Here is a 23,309-nt window from a genome sequence, read left to right as displayed (position 1 = left end):
GTTATCGCACCTCCTCATGCTGTTTTGGTTTCTTGTCTGTACTGCGGGGTGGCACCGGGCGTTTTAGGTTATCCAGCACCGAAGGCCGTGTGCTTTTGGCAACAACAGACTCGGTGTGTGCCGGTCCCTTTCCGTCGATGTTGAGCAGGGTATCCAGCTCCACCAGACGGGCGTTTTTGCTTCTCAGTTCTTCTTCATAAAGAAATGGCTTTCCGACTTCCTCCTTTGCGGCAGCCTGTTGCTGATAGAGGTTATCCAGCTGGGCCTTTGCCGCCTCCAGACGCTGGGGCATCTGAGCAAGGGCATTGTCGATACGGGTAAGATTTCCGCGAGGGTCTGTACCAAGGGTTGCCCGGTGGGTCATCTGTCCTTTCAGCAGGAGCGTATACTCCTGTTTCCAAGCGGAAAATTCCACGGACATGGCATACCCCCGGTAGTTGCCGATCTGCACCGGATCGGAGGTTTTAACCTCCTTGCAGGCATCCAAAAGGGCTGCACCGGCGTTCTCCTTATCGGTCAGCAGGTCTCCACGAATCTCCATACCGGCAAAGCCGTCCTCCGGGTGCGGGTGAGCTGCCAAAACCTCCAGGTCAGATTCAAAGCCCTTGATAAAGCCCTTGTGCTTTTCAATCTCCTCTGGGAAGTATTTGAGCAGCTGGTCCTCCAGACGGTACTGCTTGCTCTGGTGGTCAGCTTTCATCAGCTTCAGGCGGGATACCTCCACATCCAAATCCATACGCTCCTTGATACGGGGATCTCCGGCACACAGAGCCTTGATCTCGGCAAAACTCAGGGCGGTTTCATCCACATCATCGCAGGAGCGAACCGGACTTTTGCTGGTCATGATCTGGCTGATAAATTTCTGCTTGTTCTCCACCGTCTGCCAGAGGTATGCGTCAAAAGTTCCTTCTGTCACATAGCGGTACACATGGACAAGGGGGTTCTGGTTGCCCTGGCGCTCGATACGGCCCTTGCGCTGGGCAAGGTCTCCCGGTCTCCACGGACAGTCCAGGTCATGAAGTGCCACCAGACGGTCCTGCACATTGGTGCCTGCGCCCATCTTGGCGGTGCTGCCCAAAAGGACACGAACCTGACCGGTACGGACTTTAGAGAACAGCTCCTTTTTCCGCACTTCGGTATTGGCTTCATGGATAAAAGCGATCTGGTCGGCAGGCATCCCCTGGGCAATGAGTTTCTGACGAATATCGTCATATACCGTAAAGACCGGTTCCTGCTCCGGCAGAGGCACAGCGCCTTCCAGTGCGTGAAGCAGTGGATTATCCAGCGTTTTCGCCGCCTTGCTTACAGGAGCTTTTGCCTGCGGGGTAGAAATGTCGCAGAACACCAGCTGGGTCAGCTTGTCAGCTTTGCCGTCCCGCCAGATCTGCATGATGTTGTCCACGCACTGATTGACCTTTGTGCCAGGTTCATCCGGCAGCATCTGGTTGACGATTCTCTGGTCAAGCCCCAGCTTGCGGCCATCCGAGGTAATCTTGAGCATATTGTCCTGAGACGGGTCAACGGTTCCGCTGTGTACCAGCGATGCACGCTCCGAAAGAGCTTTGACCATTTCCTGCTGATGTTCGGTGGGCTGCGCCACAACATTGTGGTATTCCACCTCCGGGGTAGGCAGATTCAGTTGGTCGGCGGTCTTGATGTCCGCCACTTCTTTGAACAGGTTCATCAGCTCTGGGAGGTTGAAAAACTTGCTGAATCTCGTTCTTGCCCGGTAGCCGGTTCCCTCCGGTGCCAGCTCCAATGCTGTGACGGTCTCCCCAAATCGGGAAGCCCAGCAGTCGAAGTGGGTCATGTTCAGTTCTTGCAGGCGTTCATACTGAAGATAACGCTGCATGGTGTAAAGCTCGGTCATGGAGTTGCTGACCGGCGTTCCGGTGGCAAAGATCACGCCACGGTTTCCGGTAATCTCATCCATATAGCGGCACTTGGCAAACATATCGCTGGACTTTTGGGCATCGCTGGTGGAGAGACCAGCCACATTCCGCATTTTTGTGTATAAAAACAGGTTCTTGTAGTTGTGGGCCTCGTCCACAAACAGCCGGTCCACACCCAGCTGCTCAAAAGTTACCACATCATCTTTTCGCCCCTCGGCTTGCAGCTTTTCCAGTCTGGCTTCCAGAGACTTTCTGGTACGCTCCAGCTGCTTGACGGTAAAACGCTCGCCGCCGCTGGCCTGCACCTCTGCGATGCCCTCGGTGATCTCGTCGATCTGCTCATAGAGAAGCCTTTCCTGACGCTCCCGGCTGATGGGGATACGCTCAAACTGACTGTGTCCCATGATGATGGCGTCGTAGTCACCGGTCGCAATACGGGCGCAGAACTTTTTGCGGTTATGGGTCTCAAAGTCCTTTTTGGTTGTGACTAAGATGTTGGCAGAAGGATAGAGGCGCAGAAACTCTGATGCCCACTGCTCAGTCAGGTGGTTGGGAACCACAAAGAGAGATTTCTGGCACAAGCCCAGGCGTTTGGCTTCCATCGCAGCGGCCACCATCTCAAAGGTTTTGCCCGCGCCTACTTCGTGTGCCAGCAGGGTATTTCCGCCATACAGCACATGGGCGATGGCACTTTTCTGGTGTTCCCGCAGGGTAATGGCCGGGTTCATGCCGCCAAAAGTGATATGGCTGCCATCATACTCGCGGGGACGGGTAGAGTTCATTTCTTCGTTATACTGGCGCACCAAAGTCTGGCGGCGCTCCGGGTCTCTCCAGATCCAGTCCCTAAAGGCTTCCCGGATAGCCTGCTGTTTTTGGGCAGCCAGAGTGGTCTCCTTGGCGTTTAGTACGCGGCGCTCTTTTCCGTCTGCGTCCTCTATGGTGTCATAGATACGGACATCCCGCAGGTTCAGGCTGTCCTCCAAAATCTTATAAGCATTGGCACGGCTGGTTCCATAGGTAGTGTAAGCTGCCACATCGTTGTAGGATACAGAAGATTTCCCCTTGATCTGCCATTCAGCAGTAAAGGAGGAATAGTTGACCTCAATGCTGCGCTGGAGATAAAACGGGGTGTTGAAGGTCTCGTACATAAACTGCTGGATGTACTCCTTGTCAATCCAGGTAGCGCCCAGACGCACCTCAATTTCCGACGCATCCAGGTCTTTGGGCTGGGCGGCGTTAAGAGCTTCCACATTGACTGCAAAAGAAGGGTCCTGCTGTGCCGCCCGCTGCGCCTGACGCAGTTTGCGGCGTACATTGCCGGAAAGGTATTCATCAGCAGTCACATAATGGGGTGTGCCGTCCTGTTCCAGCTGTCCCGGCACACGGAAGATCACGCCTTGCAGTTCTCCGGCCAGTGCTTCTTTTGTTTTTCCGGTAAGCCGACTCATATAGCTCATATCTACGCAGGCTTTTTCCGAGATGGACACCGCCAGTGCTTCGCTTGCCGTATCCACAGTAGCCACTGCCTGATGGGGCTTGATGGTTCGTTTGGTGAACATATCCGCCTTACGTTCCAGTTTCCCGTCCTCGTCGATGACTTCCAGCGCACAGAGCAGGTAATAGGAAGAATCATCTGCATAGGCCAGCCGATTTGCACGGTCATTGATAAGGCCATATTTTGCAGAAAAGCTGTCATAGAGGCTGTTCAGTTCCGCCTGCTTTTGGGTAATGGTGCTGTCTGGAACCGCTGCATCCATCTGAAGGTCGATCAGTTCCTGCACACAATCACGCAGTCCCACAAGACCTTTCACGCGGGCTTCGGCGGTGGCGTTGAGGTCAGGGCGCACCATGCGGCTGTTTTCCCGATAGTACACCTGCCCGTCTACAATGGCATAGGAATAGTTCTTCACATTGGGGTCGGCAGGAATGGAGGTGTCAATGGCTTCGCCTTCGCCCAGCTCCGGCAGCTCTGCCTCCTGATAAGTGCCATGAATGTACTTCACAGCATCATGCAGCTGGTCGGAAAGCTCCAGTCCCTCGATGGGGTTCACGGTGTAGTCCATACCATGAGCAGTGCTTACCGGCTCCTGTCTGCCCAGCACCATTTCCGGGTGGTCGATAAAATACCGGTTGATGGCAAACCCGTCCTCCGTCTGTCCGGTCTGGGTCCATTCCGGCACGATGTCCAGCGGGCGATCCCGCTTTTGGAGGAAGATGATGTCCGATACAACCTCGGCACCGGCATTCTTTTTGAACGCGTCATTAGGCAGACGGATCGCTCCCAGCAGCTCGGCACGCTGGGCAAGATAGCGGCGCACGGTGGAATCCTTGGCGTCCATGGTATATCGGGAGGTCACAAAAGCTACCACGCCGCCGGGACGCACCTGGTCGAGTGCTTTGGCAAAAAAGTAGTTGTGGATGCTGAAATTCAGCTTGTCATAGGCTTTATCTCGAACCTGATACTGACCGAAAGGCACATTACCAATGGCAAGGTCAAAGAAGTCACGCCTGTCGGTGGTCTCAAAGCCGCCTACTGTGATGTCCGCCTTGGGATAGAGCTGCTTTGCGATACGCCCGGAAACCGGGTCCAGCTCCACACCGTATAGACGGCTGTTTCGCATTTTCTCCGGCAGCATACCAAAGAAATTGCCCACACCCATAGACGGCTCCAGAATATTTCCGGTCTCAAATCCCATACGGTCCACCGCTTCATAGATGGCCTGAATGACCGTAGGGTTGGTGTAATGGGCGTTGAGGGTAGAGCTTCTGGCGGCAGCGTATTCCGACCGGGTCAGCAGCTCTTTCAGCTGGGTATACTCGGAAGCCCATGCCGGTTTCTCTGGGTCAAAAGCATCAGGAATACCGCCCCAGCCCACATACCGGGAAAGAATCTCCTGTTGTTCGGGGCTTGCCTGCTGTCCGGCAGATTCCAGCTCTTTCAGCAAACGAATGGCATTAACATTTGCCTGGAACTTGGCTTTTGGACCGCCTTCACCCAAATACTCATCGGTAATGCGGAAGTTCTGTGCATTGCGGCGCAGGTTGTCCTTGTATTCCTTATAGGAGGCTTCCTCGGCAGCTTTGGCATTGGGGAAGGTCTGCCACTGGCCGTTGACCTGAATGGAAACCGGGTGTTCATCCAGCACTTCCTCAAAGGTTTTCTCCGGCTCTGTTACAGGGGCTGGCGGCTCCGGCTCCTCAATATGCAACCGTTCCACCACCACATCATAAGGTAGATGGTTCTTATCGCCCGGATAGACGGCCACGGTCTCGGAATGAAAGGCCGGGGATTCAGCAGACGGTTGGGGCTGTTCTTGTCCAAAGCCATCCAGCTGACGGGCATACATCCCGCGCAGCAAAGGCGCAACCTCATCCCAGCGGAAATACAGCACAGCCAGACGCTTTTCCTCTGCATCCATGACTTCCAGCTCCATGCCCTGTGTCGTGGTACGGTAATCGGCAATATCGCCGGTCTCCAGATTCAGGGTCTCAATCTCATGAGGGTAGGCTCTGCTCAGCCAGTAGGCGATCTCACTGTTGCTCCTGCCGGATTGCAGCAGCGTGGAAAGCTGCTTTTTATCCGCTTCATCCATCAGTCCATGGGCCAATACATCCCGCAGATCCTGATCTGCCTTGTCCGGGTCAATGGGAAGAAACTCGGTATAGTAAGCATTGCGGCGGTCTGCCCGAAGCAGCTGCTCGAACTGTTCTTTGCGCTCTGCCCGATAGATGGGATATACCATCCCGGTAGGCAGAAGCTGCACGGTGTCATCCCGTAGCTCGGTGATCTGATAGGCGTCATCCTCGATATACACGGTATCACCCACGGCATAAACCGGGGCGGCAGGATCATAGGAGGTTCTTTGCGGAGTCGGGCGGCGAACTGCATCATATTCCTCATCGGAAATGGAAACCTCGGAAGTCTGTTCTGTCTCGGCAGCTGCAATCTGCTCTACATCCGACATTACCTGCTGGATAAATGAGGAATTGTCCAGTTTTTCCGGATCTGTCACCTGTCCGTTGACGATCCCTCTTTCCTCCAGAGCTTCCCGGATGGCAATAGGGTCGATATTGTCAAAACGATCCTGTTCTTCTTCGGTATAGAACCGGTCCTCCTGAATAAGCTGGGCAAGCCTGCGCTGTACCTTCGGCCAGGGCAGCTGTGTTTCCTCCGGGCTTCCGGCACGGACAACGAACGGGCTGTTGCCGCCACCGTATTCCTGAGCCAGCCATGCAGCGGTATCCTTCTCTCTTGCATGGTCTTTCATATAGCGGACGACAGCGTGTTTACTCTCGATATTGCCGTTCCATGCACAAAGGGCAGTATCAATATCTTCCTGAGACAGAGGGCGCAGAAGCTCATGGAGCTTTGGATAGGTTTCGTCGATTACTTCCCGGTGCAGACGCTGGCGGAACTCCGGCACATCCGAATAGAGTCGGATCAGCTCCATATCCTTAGAACCAAGAACCGCACGGCGCACAGCGGCATTGCCCTCGATGACAGCATTTTCATGGTCGCTGTGACCGCAGGCGTTGCGGTATGCGGCATCCTCGGAAATAGCGGCAGTCACCACAGGCTTATACTGCTCAAACTGCTCCCCAAGGGTAGGCTTTAGCGTTTCTTCCTCCATCTCCGGCTGCTGGGCTTGAATGGCATCTTCTTCGACCAGTTCCTTTTCAGCCTGGATTTTGTCATACTGAGCCTGTTCCTGTTCTGTAAGATAGCGGTCTTTCTGGACGAGAGATGTAATGCGTTTGGCAACCTTTTCCCAGTTCAAGTGAACATCCGGGCAGTCCTGCTTTTTATAGTGCAGTCCTTTCCCATCGTGATCTTCGCCGCTGTGTGTTGCACCGGACAAGGCATGAGAGCGTCCGCCAATGCCATACTCGTCTTTGAGGAATCTCACTTTCTCCTTATCCGTATGGTTTGCCATGAAGAACGCATAGATACGGCCTTTTCCTCCGGCGAAACTGCTGCCGCCGGTCATAGCGGCGTCGATCTCATCCTCGGTAATGAAGTGCTGGACAGTTGGCACTTGGGAAAGATCCGAAGAAAAGGTCCTGCGTGGCAGGTCAAGGTCCTTCAGGTTCTCCCAGATCTCCCTTGGTCTGTGATAGTGAAAACGCAACAGGTCACGGTTCTGCTGATAGGCAGTCCAGAAAGCAGCGTATTCTTCCTTGAGTGTCTGGCGGAAAGCCGGGTCACTCAGCTGCTCGGCAAGCCATGCAGTTTCTTCCGGGAACCCGGTTCTCTGAATACCGGACAGACAGGACAGATACCCGGAATCTCTGGCTTTATCGCTGAAATCGTGGTACAGATGCCAAAGTTTTTCTGCAAGGAGGGAGCGTTCATAGCCTGCCGCTTCTGCAAGCTCCACATTGGAGGCAAACTGGCCACTTTTCAAAAGCTCCCCGATACGCTCTGCGGCACTCTCCCAGGAAATGACCTGGGCAGACCTGTCATAACGGACAGACTTCCCGTGGGAAAGATGGATACCATCCTCGGCATACCATGCACTCACACTGCCAAGGCCGTTACCGCCGTGGTACAGCGTTTTCAGTATCTCGGCAATCTCAGCGGTGGTTTTCTGCTTTTCAAATGCTGCAACCACACGCTCCCTCTGACGATCTGTATTGCCTCCCAAACGCAGCACATGGTCAATATCATTTTGGGCAAAAGAAAAAGCAGAGGATGTATGCGCTACATTCTCTGCTTCATCTATGGATTGGATCTGCTCCGCTTCGGAGAGGAACAGGTTTAGGGTCAGCTGTTGATAAGCTCCGCCATCAGGATCTCCTCTGCCTGGGCTTTGCAGGTGTTCATCAGGCCCACCCACTTCATGGGATCGCTGGCTTTCAGTTCCTCGGTGGCTCCCGCTTCCTTCGCCAGCTGGGGCATCATCTGTTCCAGTCTGCTCTGGGCGGTCTCGTCGATCTCGATGAGGTGCGGGTACAGCTTCTCGCTCAGCAACATCTGGTTGTAGAGGATGGGACGGTGTTCCTTCAGGTAGGTTTTCCTCATCCTGCCGTACTTGCCCAGGGGTTTCTCCGGCTGCTGGCTCAGCTTCAGGTCGGGAATCTGATAGTCTCCGTTCTGGATGTAGGTCATGGGATTGTTCATCTTGCTTGCTCCTTTCTTGGTTGGCTTCGCGCTCTGCATTTCGGACGGTAACACCGATCTGCCGCAGCACCTGCTGGTTGATCTGGCTGACCGCTGTTCCCAGCGCCCCGATGGTGGACGGGGTGTTGAAATCAAAGATCGCCATGAAATCTTCGTGGTCGAAGTAGCGTTCCGGCTCCAGTCCACAGCGGGACATCAAAGCGTAAGTGATGCTGACGGTGGCGGCTGCCTTGAACTGCACTCCGATGTTATACTCATCATATTCCTCCAAAAAGGAACCGTCAACGATATAGAAGAAGTCCTGCTGATGCTCCGTCCAGTATTCCTCAGCCAGTTTTCCGGCTACCTCCGTGAGCTGTCCGGCAAGATCATCACCGGAAACATCATAGGTGCGCTCCAGCATGGCCTGCACGGAATCCAGATGGCGCTTCTCCAGCTGCCACAGCCAGGGAGTACGGGAATGTTCACGGGTTCCGGTGTCGGAAATGTCAAAGACATAGCGCAGGCGGGGCCTGTCCCCGGAATCGTCCACCAGAGCAATCCCTTTGGAGCCGCGCCTTACATACCGGCCCATCTTTTCATTCCACAAATCGTACTCTGCACAGGCGGTAGCGTCCGGGCGCTGGGCGTAGATCATCAACTGCTCATGGAACGGGTACTTGTAAAGTCGGGAAGCAGTGGTGAGAAACCCGGCCCATTCCTGCCAGCTCCCCGTGAGCTGCGTTGCCACCTTGTCCGCCATCTGTGCATATAGTTCAGCTTTGGTTGGCATAGTGTTCTGTCCTCCTTTCGGTTTTTGGGTAAAAGATGGGGTAGCATATTGCCACCCCATCCCTGCGATTATGGTGTTTACTGGTCAAAATCCGGATACAACTCCAACTCGGCAAACTCGGCATCACTCATGGCCTGGAGCTTGCCCAGTGCGCTGTCTGTCAACTCCCGCAGCTCGGTTTCCTCCGGGGCCAGCTCGCCGCGCATCTCACGCAGGCTGTCGATCAGTCCGGTGCGGCTGCCGGTATTGTAAATGCACATCAGGTTCATTTCCTCAAAAGTAAAGTTTCCCATATCAAATCTCCCTTTCCGCACTCTTTTTTGGCGCTATCTTTTTGTGTTCTGCCTTGGGCTGGCTTTTCAGCTGCTCCATGACGGACTTTTTCTTTTCCCGTTCCTCCCGATGGGTGGCGGCTGCCAACTCCATGAGGGAAATGGGCTGACCGCTTCGGGCCTGCTGTTCCAACTCTGCCACCGTGGGTTCTTTTGCGCCATTGTTGATGATACCGTCGATCATGCCGTAATCGTCCTCCAGGGCCATTTCCGCATTTTTCAGCGGGTTTTCTGGCAGGAATCCGGGGATCTGGGTAAAACCAACGCTGTCACAGTAATGACAGGATACCTTACCGTCCTGCCTGATTGCAACGATGTCGCTGACGCTCATGGAGGGACTGTGAAAGTCCACGGGCTTTTCCAGATTGAATTGCTGATAGAGTTTTTCCAGCTGCTCCGGCACAGTGCCAGACTCCCTCAGAGGAGCTGTGTAAATGAGGTCATAATTGCTGCGGTCTATGGAAATGTCATGGGACTTTAACCAATCCAGATTCATAAAGCGCACATTCTGCGGATCGTCACTACTTACCTGATAGATGGCAAAGCAATCTCTGTTCTGAGAGAGAAATGCCTGTTCGCGTTCCTGCTGATGTTCCTGACGCTCCATGACCTTTTCGTGGAACTGAGGGCTTTTCTCCCATTCCTCATGGTCCACACCGAAAAGACCGCCATGATCCATGATTTCCTGCGGGTCAAACACCATGCTCTCCGTATTGTCCTCATGCAGCACATAGACGGTCAAACCGGCGGCATCCAGTTCCAGCGCCCGTTCTCTGGTAACAGGGAGCATCCCATCATAGGAGTAGCCATATTCCTGCATATCCGGTGTGGATACCTGCTCATCCGGCATGGGGTATTCATCCAGTGCCTGCTCCTGCGCTTCCGGCAGCTGGGAAGAAGCGGTCATCTGACTTGCCTCTGCCTGCATCTGCTCATAAGCAGCTTCCTGCAAGGTCTCAACCATGGACAACGGTGCGTATTTTACCGAGTCTCTGCCCAAATCGTTGTCATCACAAATCTGGAGAACTGCCTTCATGCGGGAAAGCTCTGGCATATCCAGCTGACCTCCATCCAGCTCTTTCATGGATGCGGCATCGTAAAGGGTATAGTCCCATCCGCTGTCACAGGGCTGGATATAAAGATAGGTGGCATTGTCGATCAGAAACAAAGCCTCCTGCTGATTGGCGTCTGCCCCCAGTACCTCCATTTCCGGCATGGCCGCAGCCAGTTCCTTTACCGCTTTCTGTACCAGCGGATTGTCACGGTAATAGTCGATTGCCTGAATAGTGTCCAGGTCAATGGTCTGCCCGGTCAAAATCGGAAAAGGTCCTTCATAGTCGCTTCCATCTTTCAGCTCAAAGCCAATGCCCTTGATCCCATTCATTCGCTCTGCCGGAATCTCCTGATAAATGCGTACAGCTTCCTCCAAAGACAGGTTATCGTGGTATTCTCCGAGGTTTGGAAACTCCATGCACTCTGCTACATAGTAGGTTAGATTGCCGGTCGGCTGCTCTATCGGGGCGGTTTCCGGCTCTGCCTTTGCATGGGGATCAATCCCACGCTCTTTGCATATTTCCTTATAGTGGCGCTCAATGTCAGAGATCAAAGTGCCGGAGGTTTTGTTGATGGTCTCCAAACTGGCTCTCAGTTCTTTCAGTTCCTTGCCCTGACTCCAGCTTGCAATATAGCCGAAGCTGTTTTCTCCGGTCTCGATGCCAAAATATTTGCAGACTGCGTAGGAGATGCTTTCAGCCTCCACTTCCTCCGTGTGGCGGTCTTTCCTATGTTCTTGCAAAAACTGGGTGAGGGTAGAAAAGCCGCCAACAAAATTCAGCCCTTCTTCCTCGGTCAGCATCAGGCGTCCATCTTCCGCCAACTCCAGCGGCTCTGTCAGCAGAACGGAACCTGCATGGTTTACAACTACTTGTTCTTCTACACAGACCGGCTCTCCGGGGTCGTAGTCAGAACCGCGCAGGTCATAGCAATAAACGCCCTCCGGCAGATTATCACGAGCAATCCGCCCATTGGAGAACAGACCGGGTTTATCAAACAGCTCGATCTCCTGATATTGCTCGTCATTGGCAATCTGAATCTTTTTCTGATTGTGGAGCTTGCTGTGGGCAATCTCGTGTACTGTGGCCGAAACCGTCTGCACCTCACTCATGCCCTGACGAATGGCGATTTTCTGATGATTGGCAGAAAAATAGCCGTCCGTATCGGCGGCCATTGCTTCAAAAGTGATTGGCACCGGCGCACTGCGGCGCAGAGCCTCCATGAATGCCTCATAATTTGGCACATTGCCGGAAAGGGAGGAAGCAAGCTCCGGCAAAGGTTTCCCGTCGGTCTGGCTCACATCAAAGACCTTGACCGGGCGGAACATGGGAATCTCAATTTCTTTTTCCTCTGTGACGATCTTTCCGTCTTTATCCAGAATCGGAGCCTTGGTATCTGGGTCCAGCTTCTGCTCCTCGATTTTCTTCTTATACGGTGTTGGGGCAATGATGGTAATGCCATGCTCGCCCTTTTTTACATGACGCTCAAACTGGTCTTTCCACTTATTGTATCCGGCTACCAATGTAGCGTCCGGCTTCTGCATATAGATGAGCATGGTGTTGTTTACCGAATAGCGGTGGAAGCGGGACATGACGGACAGATAGCGCATATACTTTTCACTCTCAAACAGTTCCTTGATCCCCTGCTCGATGCCATCTGTGATTTCCCTTAGCCGCTCTCGGTTGGTGGGTTTGTTCTCAGCCATGATTTTCAATCTCCTTTCCAAGTGTGTGATTTCTGCTGTGTGTTCTGCAATCCATGCCTTTTGTTCTTCTTCACTTTCATAAAGAAAAAGGTCCAACAGGTACTCTACATAGGTTTTCTTCTGGATTGCTTCCACAAAACGGGGGTGCGGTTCTTCCTCCGGTGTCCGGGGAGAATTGTCGGCCTCCCATTTTTTCAGCAGATAGTAGTAATCAGACAGTACGCGATAACACCGCTGCCGGTCCTCCCGAAACTTTTGTGCCTCGGTTTTCTGCCGGACATATCTCCTACGGGGAGGGGCCTGACTGTCATAGATCAGGCCAAAGTCCTGTGCCAGTTTCTCCGCCGCTTCTTTTGGGGAGAGGTCAAAGAGCTTTGCGGTAAAGTCGATCACATCCCCATCTTCACCGCATCCAAAGCAGTGGAATCGCTGGTCTACCTTCATGCTGGGGTTCTTATCATCGTGGAAGGGACAGCAGGCCATGCCAGTTCGACTGACTTTTATCCCATAAAACTCTGCCGCTTCTCTGGTGCTGACCGACTGCTTGACTGCTTCAAATACATTCTCTGCCATGTGCCTTTAACTGCTGGACTTTCTCACAGGAGGCTGGTATCCGGCGGCTTTCGCACGCTCACTGGCGGCTTTGCGGCGTTCTGCGCTGTATGGCTCCCGGACTGATACACACCGCTTGGGGACGGTAAAGTTATGGGCGTCCTTTCGGGTGATCTGGTCGGGGTGCTTTTTTGCCAGCAGATTCAGCTTCTCCATCAGACGGGGATCATGAGTATAGATCTCAGCCATTGGTTCTGCCTGGTTATAGAGGAGAATGGTTTCCCGTTCCACTAAAGAGAGCTTCATCGGCTGCCTCCTTTCCGCTGGTCAAATTCCAGCTTGAAGTTGGCGTACTGTCCATCATCCTCCAAAACCACAGCGGCATCGTAGGTCTTGCCGGTTTTCTCCGAATATAACCCCGTCACACGGACACGGCCATCGTTCAGCAGCGCAGACACCACAGCCTTGGTCGGCTGTTTTTTCTTGGCAGCCCACCATTTGTTGTTTTTCCAGATTGCAAATTTGCAATCTTTGTTCTGACAGAAGAAGCCTTTTTGCAATTCTGCAACTTCACCGCCGCAGCGGGGGCATTTGCCCACCACCTCACGGGGCGGAGTGAACAGGTACTCGGTTCCCTTGATGACCTGATAAGTTCCCACCAGATCTTTCAGCATGGTGCTGATCCCGTCCAAAAACTCCTCCGGGGCAAGCTGCCCGCGCTCGATCTCGCCCAGGCGGTACTCCCACTCGGCAGTCAGAAGCGGAGATTGCAGCTGTTCCGGCAGAACGGTGATAAGGGAGACTGCATCGTGGGAAGGGAGAAGCTGCACCGTTTTCCTGCTCTTTTTTCGTTCCAGAAAACCGGCAGATACCAGCTTTTCCAAAATACCGGCACGGGTTGCCGGTGTCCCCAGACCTTTTCGTTCGGCATCCTCCGGCATATCTTCTTTTCCGGCAGTCTCCATCGCGGACAATAGGGTGTCCTCCGTAAAGTGCTGGGGCGGACTGCTTTTGCCTTCTTTGACGATTGCCGCAGAAACCGAAAGGGTCTGTCCTTCGGTCAGCTCCGGCAGGGCTTTCTCTGCGCCCTCTTTTTTTGGCTCTGCATCCTTCATTTTGGCACGGTAAGCGTCCTCCAGTGCTTTCCATCCGGGGTGCTTCACTGTTTTTCCTTTGGCGGTAAACTCCCCACCGGCACAGTCGGCAATCACAACGGTTTCCGAATAGATATGGGGCTGGGCTACGGCACACAGCAGACGCAGGGCCACCAGCTCCAGCACCGCTTTTTCTCCCGCAGGAAGGGCAGAAAGGTCTGCATCCTTGAGATTTCTGGTAGGGATTACTGCGTGGTGGTCGGTTACTTTCTTATCGTTGATGACTGTCTGCGGATCACAGGTAATGGCGATCCCTTTGCGAAACGGCATAGCATTGGCAACCAGATTCACCAGCACCGGCAGGCTGTCTGCCATATCACCGGTCAGATAGCGGCTGTCAGTACGGGGATAGGTGCAGAGCTTCTTTTCATACAGGCTTTGCAGATAGTCCAGGGTCTGCTGGGCTGTAAATCCAAGCAGGCGATTGGCATCTCTTTGCAGAGTAGTCAGATCATAGAGGGCAGGCGGCTTTTCAGACTTTTCCTTGCACTCCACCTTTTTGATTGTGACAGCTGCATCCTGGCAAGCTTCTTTCAGCTGCTCTGCGCTTGCTCGGTCACTTATGCGCTCCCCGGATACGGTAAGACCGGGCAGCTCCAGCGCCACGGTATAAAAAGGAACCGGCTTAAATGTGTCGATTTCAGCTTCTCGCTGGACAATGAGTGCCAGCGTTGGGGACATCACGCGCCCGATGTTGAGGGTGCGGTGGTACAGCACGGAAAAAAGCCTTGTGGCATTGATCCCTACCAGCCAGTCGGCCTTGGCACGGCAGAGAGCAGCTTTCCGAAGTCCATCATAATCTACACCTGGACGCAGGTTTGCAAAGCCCTCCCTTATGGCGGAGTCCTCCATTGAAGAAATCCAGAGCCTTTTCATCGGCTTTTGGCAGCCTGCCAGCTCATAGACGCTGCGGAAGATCAGCTCGCCCTCGCGTCCGGCATCGCAGGCATTTACCACTTCGGTCACATCTGGGGCGTTCATCAGCTTTTTGAGAATATCAAACTGCTTTTTCTTATCCTTTCCCACCACCATCTGCCAATGCTCCGGCAGGATAGGCAGGTCATCATATCGCCACTTGGCATACTTGGGATCATAACTGTCTGCATCCGCAAGACCAGCCAGATGGCCCACGCACCAGCTGACACGCCAGCCGTTACCCTCCAGATACCCATCCTTACGAGCAGTTGCACCGATTACCGCAGCCAGACTTTGTGCAACCGATGGTTTTTCAGCGATTACCAGTTTATATCTCATCATCTTCAGCCTCCCATTCATTCTGCCAATTATCAGACAGTTTTTTTGCAATGCTGTGTTCTGAGGCAAGTGTAATGTCATAGCCAAAGCGATAATCATATCGGTACAACCTGCCAATCAAATCATTGATTATGATATTGCAGGCCATAATCACACGCTCTTTATCCACCTGCATCAGTTGATAGCGTTGATAATTGTTGTAATATTCTCGATGTCTGTGGGTTCTGCTGACCGTATCTTCCATCAGACAATCTATGGCATCTTTTTCACCATCTTCTTTGCTGCCCTGTGTATAAGACAACAGTTCCTTAACCATGGGAAAACTTTGTTCATCTACCGTTGCTTCTTCGCTCAAAAAACCGATATAAGCTTTTAGTAACAGGCTAACTGCTGTTTTTTCAGCTTCAGATAAAGCGTTCATGGTCTCCGCTGCATCAGGCAACAGTTCCTTTTCCACAAATTCATCTATCTCACCAGAATAAAGCATTCGGATTGAGTCCACACATAAAGAGCGCTTTTGGGGTGCGGTCTCAATTTCAAAATCATAAAGATCCAAGTCATCGTTCTTCTTTGACTTTTTTTGAACTTTGCTTATAGCAGTGAAAAGAATGTCTCCTCCAAAGTAAATTCCGAAGGCGACCAGATCAAAAATAATCAGAAAGTGTAATAACCAGTTCCAGGTGTTCATTGTGAGGTCCTCCTTTCTTTGACCATGTGCTGATTTTGGGTGTGGATTTACAGTAAGAGAGTGAGTAGAGCAGCAGAGGACAGGAATTTCTCCCTGTCCTCTGTCCCTTATCCCGCAATGATTTGAAATACGCTACGCTCAAATGGTTCAATCTGCTCTATCGCGTTCCTCATTAGGGTCAGAACCCTCAAAACCATCCTCAAGGACTTCCTCATCTTCGGTTTCCCATTCCTCGGAATCTTCCTCACCATAATCATAATCGTCCAGACTGTCATTGCCCTTGGTCTTAGGCTTATTCTTAACGAGCTTCAAGTAGGCAAATACGCCACCGCCGCCCAGCAGAGCCAGCAGAAGGATCAGCGCAGCCGGGTTCAGTCCGGCAGGCTTCTCTTTTTCCGGCTCCGATGTTTCTGCCGGAGGTTCCGGTGCTTTTCCCGTACATTTACTCTTATCAGTTACACAGACCGGACAGGCCGTATTAACTGCCCCTGCTTCACATTTCTTCGTGCAGCTGCACACAGCAGGCGGCTCCTCTTTGGGTTTTCCATCTTCCATCAGCGCCATCAGGTCCGCTTCATCCACCTGGTTCAGAAAGTGAACAGCAGTCTTTTTATCCTCGTTGGCCCTGTCGATCAGGATATAAAAATAGTTGCCCGCCTTGGTGGTAACGGTAATGAGCTGTTTATTGCCCCCGAAATCATCCACCAGAGCGGCGTTGCCCTCCGGGGTCAGCGGAGGTGCTTTTTCCGTTTCTTCCACCACCACATTGCTGTCATTGGTGGTATCCTCTGCCGGGGGCGGCGCTGCGCCCTGGGCAAAAGCGGGAACGGTAAAGCCCGATGCCAGCACCAGCGTCAGGCAAAGGGCGGAAAGTGTTCGGAGCAATCGTTTATTCCTCATAGCTGTTTTCCTCCTGTTCGTTGTTGTCATCAGCAAAACTGCCGGGAACTGTGCCTCCGGACAGCATGGCGCTCAGCTGAGCCGGGGTCATACGCAGTGCGCGCACCATCTGGACGATCTCCAGATTTTCTGCCTCGGTTTTCTGTACCTCCAGCGCCTTGAGCTTTTCCTGATACTCTGCGATCTTCTCGCGGACCTTAGCAATCTCCTGGTCAATGCGTTCAATTTTGTTCTTTGCCATCGTCTATCACTCCTTCTAAAAAATCTCTGTTACCAGTTCATCAGGCCGTAGCCCTTGATACTCTGATAATTCAGGTCATAACTTTTGATCTTGCAGGCATCGCCGGAATTTCCCTCCACGGTATAAACACGGCTGCCATCGGTGCCGACAACAATTCCCACATGGTCTGCGGAACCATCCAGATCCCAATCGAAGAAAATGGCATCACCGGGGGCGATGTTTTCATATCCTCGTGCGCCCCACTGTCCATGAGACTGGAACCACGGAACACCCTGAGACTGACAACCAGCAAAGCGTGGTTCCGTTCGACCGGATTGACCATAGCACCATGATACAAAGCAGGCACACCATTCCACACGGGAGTCAAAGCCGTACCAGCTCCAATAAGGTTGTCCTCCCACATTGCCCACCTGACTTTTCGCCAGTTCCACCAGCTGCGGATTGCCGGGGCGGGTGCCATTGATAAATTCAACACCAGTCAAATCTTCAGAAACACCTGTATCGGGAGAACCGCCACCAAATAACAGCGGCTTATTGCCCATAGTCTGTCGGTAGACCTGGTACATCTCCATCTGCTCCGGAGTCAGTAGTTCTGGCGCAAGAGAGGCAATGGAACGGCTTGTTAAAGTTACATGGAGAATACGATATTCATATTCATGCTCATCACCATCTTCGTCAGTGTAAGTGCGAATCTGAATTTCTTCTCTCAGCGTAAGCTGATACTGTGCATCAAACACACGATCCAGCTCTGCCTGTGCGCTGTGGCGTGTATAGCCTTGCAAGACAGCAGAGAGAACTGCCGCCAGCTCATGGGGGTCATGGCCAATCATATCCAGGTTATAGCGATACTCGTCATACCCTGGGTGGCTGCTTTCGATGTTGTCGATTTTCTCCTGCAACCGAGCTTCTCTGTCTGCATAATCTGCCTCCACCGCCAGCATTTCCGGGTCATCCGATGGATAGGTAGTGCCGGAAATTACAGAACCAATACTCTGTGCCATCATAGAGCAGGAGGACATGGTATTCATCAGCATACAGGCGATGAGGAAAAAAACCCCTGCCATCAGGAAGCCCTTCTTGTGGCGCATGACGAATGCCCCTGCCTGCTGTGCCTTTTCTTTTACCGTCCTTGCGGCTTTTCCGGTTTTGGACGCAGCCTGGGCGGTATTTCCGGCAGTCTGACCGGTGCGCTTGGCGACGGCATACTGCTTTTTGATACTCTGTTTTTGCTGCCAGCGGGAGAGAGGGTTGCTGGTAAACTGAGGATTTTCCCGTAGGGACTTCTGGTACAGGGCATTTACATTTGCCTTTTCCAGCTTCTGCTCGGCCTGGGCTGCTTTGCGGTACGGCTTCAGCTTGTGGCTGCGATAGCCCTCCCGCACCAGATAAGCGCTGGTCTCCACCGCCTCCTCGGACTTGTGGGCGCTTTCCACGCCCACATTGTCCTGTTCTGTTTCCCGGATCTCTTTGTGAAACTTGCCCGCGACCAGATGGACGGGAGCTTCCTTAACCCCTTGAGAAAGTTTGGAAGGTGGTTTTTTCTTGTCCTCAAAGGTCAGCTTCGAGGTCTTTTTCCCGGTGTCCGGGTCAATGACCGTCTGTCTGACTTTTTTCTTTGGAATATTGGCCTGCGCCTTATCTGCTCTGGCCGTAGCTTTCTCCGTTTTGCGGATCGGCTTTTCCAGTGCAGGGTCAGCCCGTTCCTCATCAGTAAAGCGCAGGCGCGGCTCTTTATTCAAACCAATCACCCATTAGGATAGCATCCATCATGTGGTGCAGCTCCACATAGAGGGCCAAACCTTCCGGATCATATAGCGGATGCACGGTGAGATACGCATGGACTTGCGCCAGAATCTCAGAGAGCATTGTGATAGGTCTGCACCCTACAATGGTTGCTGCACCAGGGGCACACATCATATTCGCCCAAATCGAAAAGAGACGGGCAAGACCAATTTCGCCATCCTCATTCAAGGTTTTGAGTTCTTTGTCAGCGGTACGACACTCAACAACAGCGGAGGCCATTACCGGAAGCAACATGAATTCGTGAGCCTCCAATGCCTCACGGAAAAAAATCATGGTATCAAGTTCGCAAATATTCTGTTTCATAGTTATTCATCCTCCTTTTTCAGTTCCTGGGGTTTGGTGGTCATAATGCGGTAAAGCTCAGTATTCTTCGGGAAGTGGTCAACGAAGGGCAGGATGGTGGAGCCATAGAACAGCAGGCCCTCGCCCTCACCGGAGTGGGTCACATAGCTAAGCTGGTGCGTGGAAATGCCCAGCTGCTTGGCGAGAATCTGACGGTCTCCGCCTGCCTGGTTGAGCATATACACGAAGTCGGAGTTTTCAAAGATGTTCTCCACCTCGCGGCTGCTCAAAAGGTCTTTGACATTCTGGGTGATACCTGTCGGAATACCGCCCCATTTGCGGAATCGCTTCCAGATTTCCACCGTATAAGCGGCGGTCTGCTCCTCCTTCAAAAGCAGGTGCATCTCGTCGATGTAATAACGGGTGGACTTGTGGGCAGCGCGGTTAATGGTAACGCGGTTCCACACCTGATCCTGGACCACCAACATACCGATTTTCTTGAGTTGCTTGCCCAGCTCCTTAATGTCATAGCAGACAATGCGGTTATTGATGTCCACATTGCTCTGGTGATTGAACACATTGAGGGAGCCGGTTACATAGATTTCAAGGGCCGTGGCGATATACTGGGCTTCCTTTTCCTCCTGTGAACGGAGCAGGTTATATAGGTCCTCCAGTATGGGCATATTCTCCGGGCGCGGGTCATTGAGGTAGGTCTGATAGACCAGACGCACACAACGGTCGATGATGGTTTTCTGCACCGGCTGCAATCCGTCCTTACCGCCCACGATCAGCTCACACAAGCTGAGGATAAAGTCAGACTTGAGGGACAGCGGGCTTTCATCATCCGAATAGTCCAGGTTCAGATCCATCGGATTGATGTAGTTGGTTGAGGTAGGCGAGATCTTGATGACCTGCCCATGCAGACGATCCACCAGAGGTGCGTACTCCGCTTCCGGGTCACAGATGATGACATCATCATTGGTAAGCAAAAAGCAGTTGGCAATCTCACGCTTGGCGCTGAAAGACTTACCGGAACCCGGCGTACCCAAAATCAAGCCGTTGGGGTTTTTCAGCAGCTTTCTATCCACCATGATGAGGTTGTTGGACAGGGCATTGATGCCGTAGTACAGGGCTTCCTTGCCGTTCTGGAATAATTCCTGTGTGGTGAATGGTACAAAGATAGCCGTAGAACTGGTGGTCAGCCCTCGCTGAATCTCGATCTGATTGAGTCCCAGGGGCAGACAGCTCATCAGCCCTTCTTCCTGCTGGAAGTCCAGTCTGGTCAGCTGGCAGTTATACTTCTGGGCAATAGAGCCTGCCTGAAAGATGTTGTTGCCAAGCTGACGGGGGGTGTCCGCTGTGTTCAGCACCAAAAAGGAGACCAGGAACATTCTCTCGTTTCGGCTCTGCAAATCCTGCAACAGCTTTTTCGCTTCGCTGCCGTAGGTGGCAAGGTCAGAAGGAATGATGTCCATGTCGTATCCGGCGCGGACTGCTTTTTTCTGTTCCTCAATCTTACTGCGGTCCAGATCGGTAATCTTACGCTTTACCGTTTTGATGGCTTTCACCTGATCCACCGACTGAATGTGCATACTCACAATGAGCGAGCTTTCCATATCCAGAAAATCAGCCAGCAGACGGTCATTCAGCTCTGGGGCTAAAATCTGCAAAAAAGAAACAGCCCCGTATTTCTTGCCCATACGGAACTGCTTGCCGGTGCGGAACTCAAAGGAGCTTGGTGCAATAAAATCTTTCGTGGACAGGCCGGAAGGAGCCAGCCAGTCCCATTCAAACTGAAACGGGAGCTGTTCATCCATGTGGAATACCGCATGAAGCTGGGAAAGCCTTTCCTTACCGTCCAATGTTCTGGCGGCTACACCAAGACGCTTGAAGTTATTGAGTATATCGGTCTCAATACGCTCCAGACGGGGCTTGGCGGCTTTGATGCTGTCAGCGTTGATACCAAAGGTCAGGTATTTGGTCTTGATGAGACCGTTGTTGCCTCTGACCAGCTGATTTTGCAGCATCGTGGTATATTCCTCACGGATACTGTCAAAGGCATCCCCCTGGGGCGGAATGGAAATGGAGTTGGCAAAGGTCTCCTCCGATGCCGCAAGGTTCAAAAAAGACAGCTGGAAGTGAATCGAGCTGTCGAAATAATTGAGGAAATCACACCAGCCCTCAAAGATCGCGGTCTTATCTTCATTTTGGGAGAGCTGATAGTTGATGTCCTGAAACTGAATGGTCTTTGTGTAGTGGCTGTCCGATACGCGGCAGATCCCGTCCGGCCACATTCGTTCATAGGGGATACTGTCCTGTGCCGATTTTCCTTTTTTGTCCGTGCGGTTGGCGCGGGCAATGGCCGCTTCGATCTGCTTCTTATCGGCGCGGGACAGCTTTTTCTTTGTCCTTACCGGATGCACGGTCTTTTCTTCCGGTTTTCCCAGCAGACGGCGCAGCCAGCTTTTCATTGCGGTGAACAATGTCATACACCTCCTTATCGAGCATTTCCTGCCGCTTTAATACGGCATAAAAGTTATTGGTCTGGTAGGGACGCTGCTTGGGACGGATCACAGCTACTTTGAGGATGTTGCCGACGATCTTTTCCAGGGGCTGTCCATGCTTTTCATACATTGCCAGCAGGAAGAAGGGCATCATGACCAGCATCATACACATGGCAGCCATGCTGTTTCCCGCAGGCTCACGGAGCCACAAGAACAGCGGTACACCTACAAGCGCCCCGGCGGTAAAGCAGACCAGCTGCCTTCGTGTCAGATTGAACATGACCTTGGTTTTGACTTTGGTTAAATCTTTGGGTACGGGTACATAAGCCATATTATCCACCTCCTTTATGGGAATGAAATAGAGCTGTCCACTTCATTTCCCCACACATCCCAACCGGGTGTGGATTGACGAGCAAACAGTTCTATGCGCGGGAGATCACCCATCAATGAGACAATGCGTTCTCTGGCTTCCTGCGGTTTTTTTGAATGTTCTTCAATGTGAGAGACAATGACCTGATGAACAGCTGCGTTTATACGCTTGGGATGTCCTTTCGTTGCGAGGATACAAAGTTCCACATTGGAGCGCGTCCAATATCCCATTCCCCAGAACAAGCTATCTGCCTTTCGATTTTGCTTTACCCAAACAAAGCCGACGGTTTTATAGGTAAATCCCCATGCCTTCAGAACTGAGAGACCTTCCAGTAAACATGGAATCGTGACCCATAAAAACAAGGCACAGTCTTTATCCGCCAAGTTGCCTACTGGCAGCGCACAAATATCCTCGATACTCATGGTCGGATAGTGACTTTCTGCACTGCGTCCCAATCCTTTCTTGGAATATACTTTGTAGTTCCATGGCGGGTCTGCGTAAATGATTTGATATTTTTTCATACAGAACCCTCCTTTAGTGCGCCTGAAAGACTGATTTTGCGAGACTGCCGGTTTTGAACAGCGTAAAGCACAGCAGTACGGTGTAGCCCACGCAGCTCCAGATTGCCATGATGATGTCATCTTCCAGAGCGATGTTCTGCACCAGCACAGCATAAATTGCCACGCAGACGATAATGAGAAACGCCTGAAAGCCCAGCGCCAGCAGGGATCGGAGGTAATTCTGTCCCATACCGCCCCATTCTTTACCCATCATTGCAGCCATTGGAACGGGAGCCACCGAAGTCACAAGGTAGATTTCGATCATACGGCCATAAATAACGATAAAGATACAGATATATAACGCCCACATAGTAATGCCAATAAAGAGGGATTGGAACCACAGTCCGAACAGCGGTCCCAGATCCATTTCCATCAGCCTCGGTTCCAGATCGGTCATAACTGAGGAAATGTCAATGGACGCATCCGAATTGATAACCCCTGCCGCCTGCGCCACTACGCTCTGCGCCATATCAAAGACGCCCATCACGATATTCCATGTATTTGTGACAATGAGGATGGCAGCGGCTGATTTGAACACCCACTTGAAAATCATCCAGGTGTCCACATCATGCAGGTTGTTCTTGTCTGCGATCATCTGGATCAGGTCTACGGTCATCACGATAGCCAGGATCACGCCTGCAATCGGCACCATGATGGAGTTGGACAGATTCTCAATCATGCTGAAAATACTGCCATTCCATCCCTGTGGGGTCTGGCCTACCTGTACGGATATATCCGCGACCTGCTGGTTTACACTGTCAAACATCCCCGAAAGGTTGCTCATAATGCCGCCCACCAGCATTTCTTTCAGCCAATTTGTCAGGGCTTCAAGTAAGAAATCCATACGGTGTCAACCTCCTTTCCGCCGCCCCCGCAAAACTGCGGGAGCGGCAAGGATTTCATACGGAGACGCTTAGACAGAGAAAAGCCCGGAGAGCAGAGGTACAAGGACCATGCCTACCACGGCTACACCAGCACCGGCCATGAGCTGCTTCATGCCCTGGCTCTTTACTGATGTGTGATAAAGAAGTAATAGAAGTGTAAAAAATTTTGCCGTTCCTATCCGGCACATGAGGTATGTCGGATAGGTCGGGCGGTTATTCGGGCAAGTCCACCTTGCCAACAA

Annotated in this window: 17 protein-coding genes; 1 reads left to right on the top strand and 16 read right to left on the bottom strand. The window is 52.4% G+C overall.

Annotation, left to right across the window (positions count from 1 at the left end):
- Position 1: 1 nt before the first annotated feature.
- The gene (locus tag H8S80_RS29080; protein WP_502709022.1) at positions 2 to 7,546 is read right to left on the bottom strand and encodes a helicase-like domain-containing protein; all 7,545 of its coding nucleotides are present in this window, start codon (positions 7,544 to 7,546) and stop codon (positions 2 to 4) included.
- 110 nt (positions 7,547 to 7,656) lie between these two features.
- Positions 7,657 to 8,001: a TnpV protein gene (locus tag H8S80_RS34465; protein ID WP_425516118.1), complete on the bottom strand. Its 345-nt coding sequence runs from the start codon at positions 7,999 to 8,001 to the stop codon at positions 7,657 to 7,659.
- Between H8S80_RS34465 and H8S80_RS34460 the strand changes: the two genes are divergently transcribed.
- Positions 8,000 to 8,767 carry a hypothetical protein gene (locus H8S80_RS34460; RefSeq protein ID WP_118090812.1) on the top strand — a complete coding sequence of 256 codons (768 nt, stop codon included), beginning with the start codon at positions 8,000 to 8,002 and terminating at the stop codon, positions 8,765 to 8,767. The two genes, H8S80_RS34465 and H8S80_RS34460, sit on opposite strands and share 2 nt — an antisense overlap.
- A 95-nt stretch (positions 8,768 to 8,862) precedes the next feature.
- On the opposite strand, the gene H8S80_RS29075 is transcribed toward H8S80_RS34460, so the two are convergent.
- The 14 genes from H8S80_RS29075 to H8S80_RS29010 all read right to left on the bottom strand — a co-directional run bounded on the left by H8S80_RS29075 (position 8,863) and on the right by H8S80_RS29010 (position 23,309).
- Positions 8,863 to 9,078: a transposon-transfer assisting family protein gene (locus H8S80_RS29075; RefSeq protein ID WP_002576226.1), complete on the bottom strand. Its 216-nt coding sequence runs from the start codon at positions 9,076 to 9,078 to the stop codon at positions 8,863 to 8,865.
- Position 9,079: 1 nt separating this feature from the next.
- Entirely contained in the window at positions 9,080 to 12,448 is a 3,369-nt protein-coding gene (locus H8S80_RS29070; protein ID WP_117633087.1) for an LPD28 domain-containing protein, read from the bottom strand.
- A 6-nt stretch (positions 12,449 to 12,454) separates the two neighbouring features.
- A complete protein-coding gene (locus H8S80_RS29065) occupies positions 12,455 to 12,733 on the bottom strand; it encodes an immunoglobulin (RefSeq protein ID WP_117440281.1) in 279 nt (92 codons plus the stop codon).
- Positions 12,730 to 14,838 carry a type IA DNA topoisomerase gene (locus tag H8S80_RS29060; RefSeq protein WP_117440280.1) on the bottom strand — a complete coding sequence of 703 codons (2,109 nt, stop codon included), beginning with the start codon at positions 14,836 to 14,838 and terminating at the stop codon, positions 12,730 to 12,732. The genes H8S80_RS29065 and H8S80_RS29060 overlap by 4 nt, the downstream gene beginning before the upstream one ends.
- Positions 14,825 to 15,523, bottom strand: a complete 699-nt coding sequence (locus H8S80_RS29055) for a conjugal transfer protein TraG (RefSeq protein WP_117440279.1) — start codon at positions 15,521 to 15,523, stop codon at positions 14,825 to 14,827. The genes H8S80_RS29060 and H8S80_RS29055 overlap by 14 nt, the downstream gene beginning before the upstream one ends.
- 147 nt (positions 15,524 to 15,670) lie before the next feature.
- Positions 15,671 to 16,423, bottom strand: a complete 753-nt coding sequence (locus H8S80_RS29050) for a DUF4366 domain-containing protein (protein WP_117440278.1) — start codon at positions 16,421 to 16,423, stop codon at positions 15,671 to 15,673.
- Complete coding sequence (locus H8S80_RS29045; protein ID WP_002589133.1) at positions 16,413 to 16,664, bottom strand: DUF4315 family protein; 252 nt, start codon at positions 16,662 to 16,664, stop codon at positions 16,413 to 16,415. The genes H8S80_RS29050 and H8S80_RS29045 overlap by 11 nt, the downstream gene beginning before the upstream one ends.
- A 29-nt stretch (positions 16,665 to 16,693) precedes the next feature.
- Entirely contained in the window at positions 16,694 to 18,403 is a 1,710-nt protein-coding gene (locus H8S80_RS29040) for a CHAP domain-containing protein (protein ID WP_117470827.1), read from the bottom strand.
- Positions 18,396 to 18,770 (bottom strand): DUF3851 family protein, encoded by a 375-nt coding sequence (locus tag H8S80_RS29035; protein ID WP_002569211.1) that lies wholly within the window; start codon positions 18,768 to 18,770, stop codon positions 18,396 to 18,398. The genes H8S80_RS29040 and H8S80_RS29035 overlap by 8 nt, the downstream gene beginning before the upstream one ends.
- A 2-nt stretch (positions 18,771 to 18,772) precedes the next feature.
- On the bottom strand, positions 18,773 to 21,172 hold the full coding sequence (locus tag H8S80_RS29030; protein ID WP_117633089.1) for a VirB4-like conjugal transfer ATPase, CD1110 family: 2,400 nt from the start codon (positions 21,170 to 21,172) through the stop codon (positions 18,773 to 18,775).
- The gene (locus tag H8S80_RS29025) at positions 21,129 to 21,584 is read right to left on the bottom strand and encodes a PrgI family protein (protein ID WP_002589059.1); all 456 of its coding nucleotides are present in this window, start codon (positions 21,582 to 21,584) and stop codon (positions 21,129 to 21,131) included. Before H8S80_RS29025 ends, H8S80_RS29030 begins: the two co-directional genes overlap by 44 nt.
- Positions 21,585 to 21,598: 14 nt before the next feature.
- Positions 21,599 to 22,144: an MT-A70 family methyltransferase gene (locus tag H8S80_RS29020; RefSeq protein WP_002589060.1), complete on the bottom strand. Its 546-nt coding sequence runs from the start codon at positions 22,142 to 22,144 to the stop codon at positions 21,599 to 21,601.
- Between the two features lie 13 nt (positions 22,145 to 22,157).
- Positions 22,158 to 23,027, bottom strand: coding sequence for a VirB6/TrbL-like conjugal transfer protein, CD1112 family (locus H8S80_RS29015; protein WP_024724981.1), 870 nt, complete (start codon positions 23,025 to 23,027; stop codon positions 22,158 to 22,160).
- A 69-nt stretch (positions 23,028 to 23,096) separates the two neighbouring features.
- Complete coding sequence (locus H8S80_RS29010; RefSeq protein WP_347565849.1) at positions 23,097 to 23,309, bottom strand: Maff2 family mobile element protein; 213 nt, start codon at positions 23,307 to 23,309, stop codon at positions 23,097 to 23,099.

The organism is Hungatella sp. L36, from assembly GCF_014288035.1.
Note: the sequence above shows the minus strand (reverse complement) of the source record. Positions and strands in the feature narration are given on the sequence as shown.

What these genes read in the sequence shown, in the direction of transcription:
- H8S80_RS34460 (WP_118090812.1), top strand. Translation starts at nt 8,000, where the DNA reads ATGGGATTGTTCATCTTGCTTGCTCCTTTCTTGGTTGGCTTCGCGCTC.
- H8S80_RS34465 (WP_425516118.1), bottom strand. Translation starts at nt 8,001, where the DNA reads ATGACCTACATCCAGAACGGAGACTATCAGATTCCCGACCTGAAGCTG.
- H8S80_RS29075 (WP_002576226.1), bottom strand. Translation starts at nt 9,078, where the DNA reads ATGGGAAACTTTACTTTTGAGGAAATGAACCTGATGTGCATTTACAAT.
- H8S80_RS29070 (WP_117633087.1), bottom strand. Translation starts at nt 12,448, where the DNA reads ATGGCAGAGAATGTATTTGAAGCAGTCAAGCAGTCGGTCAGCACCAGA.
- H8S80_RS29065 (WP_117440281.1), bottom strand. Translation starts at nt 12,733, where the DNA reads ATGAAGCTCTCTTTAGTGGAACGGGAAACCATTCTCCTCTATAACCAG.
- H8S80_RS29060 (WP_117440280.1), bottom strand. Translation starts at nt 14,838, where the DNA reads ATGATGAGATATAAACTGGTAATCGCTGAAAAACCATCGGTTGCACAA.
- H8S80_RS29055 (WP_117440279.1), bottom strand. Translation starts at nt 15,523, where the DNA reads ATGAACACCTGGAACTGGTTATTACACTTTCTGATTATTTTTGATCTG.
- H8S80_RS29050 (WP_117440278.1), bottom strand. Translation starts at nt 16,423, where the DNA reads ATGAGGAATAAACGATTGCTCCGAACACTTTCCGCCCTTTGCCTGACG.
- H8S80_RS29045 (WP_002589133.1), bottom strand. Translation starts at nt 16,664, where the DNA reads ATGGCAAAGAACAAAATTGAACGCATTGACCAGGAGATTGCTAAGGTC.
- H8S80_RS29035 (WP_002569211.1), bottom strand. Translation starts at nt 18,770, where the DNA reads ATGAAACAGAATATTTGCGAACTTGATACCATGATTTTTTTCCGTGAG.
- H8S80_RS29025 (WP_002589059.1), bottom strand. Translation starts at nt 21,584, where the DNA reads ATGGCTTATGTACCCGTACCCAAAGATTTAACCAAAGTCAAAACCAAG.
- H8S80_RS29020 (WP_002589060.1), bottom strand. Translation starts at nt 22,144, where the DNA reads ATGAAAAAATATCAAATCATTTACGCAGACCCGCCATGGAACTACAAA.
- H8S80_RS29015 (WP_024724981.1), bottom strand. Translation starts at nt 23,027, where the DNA reads ATGGATTTCTTACTTGAAGCCCTGACAAATTGGCTGAAAGAAATGCTG.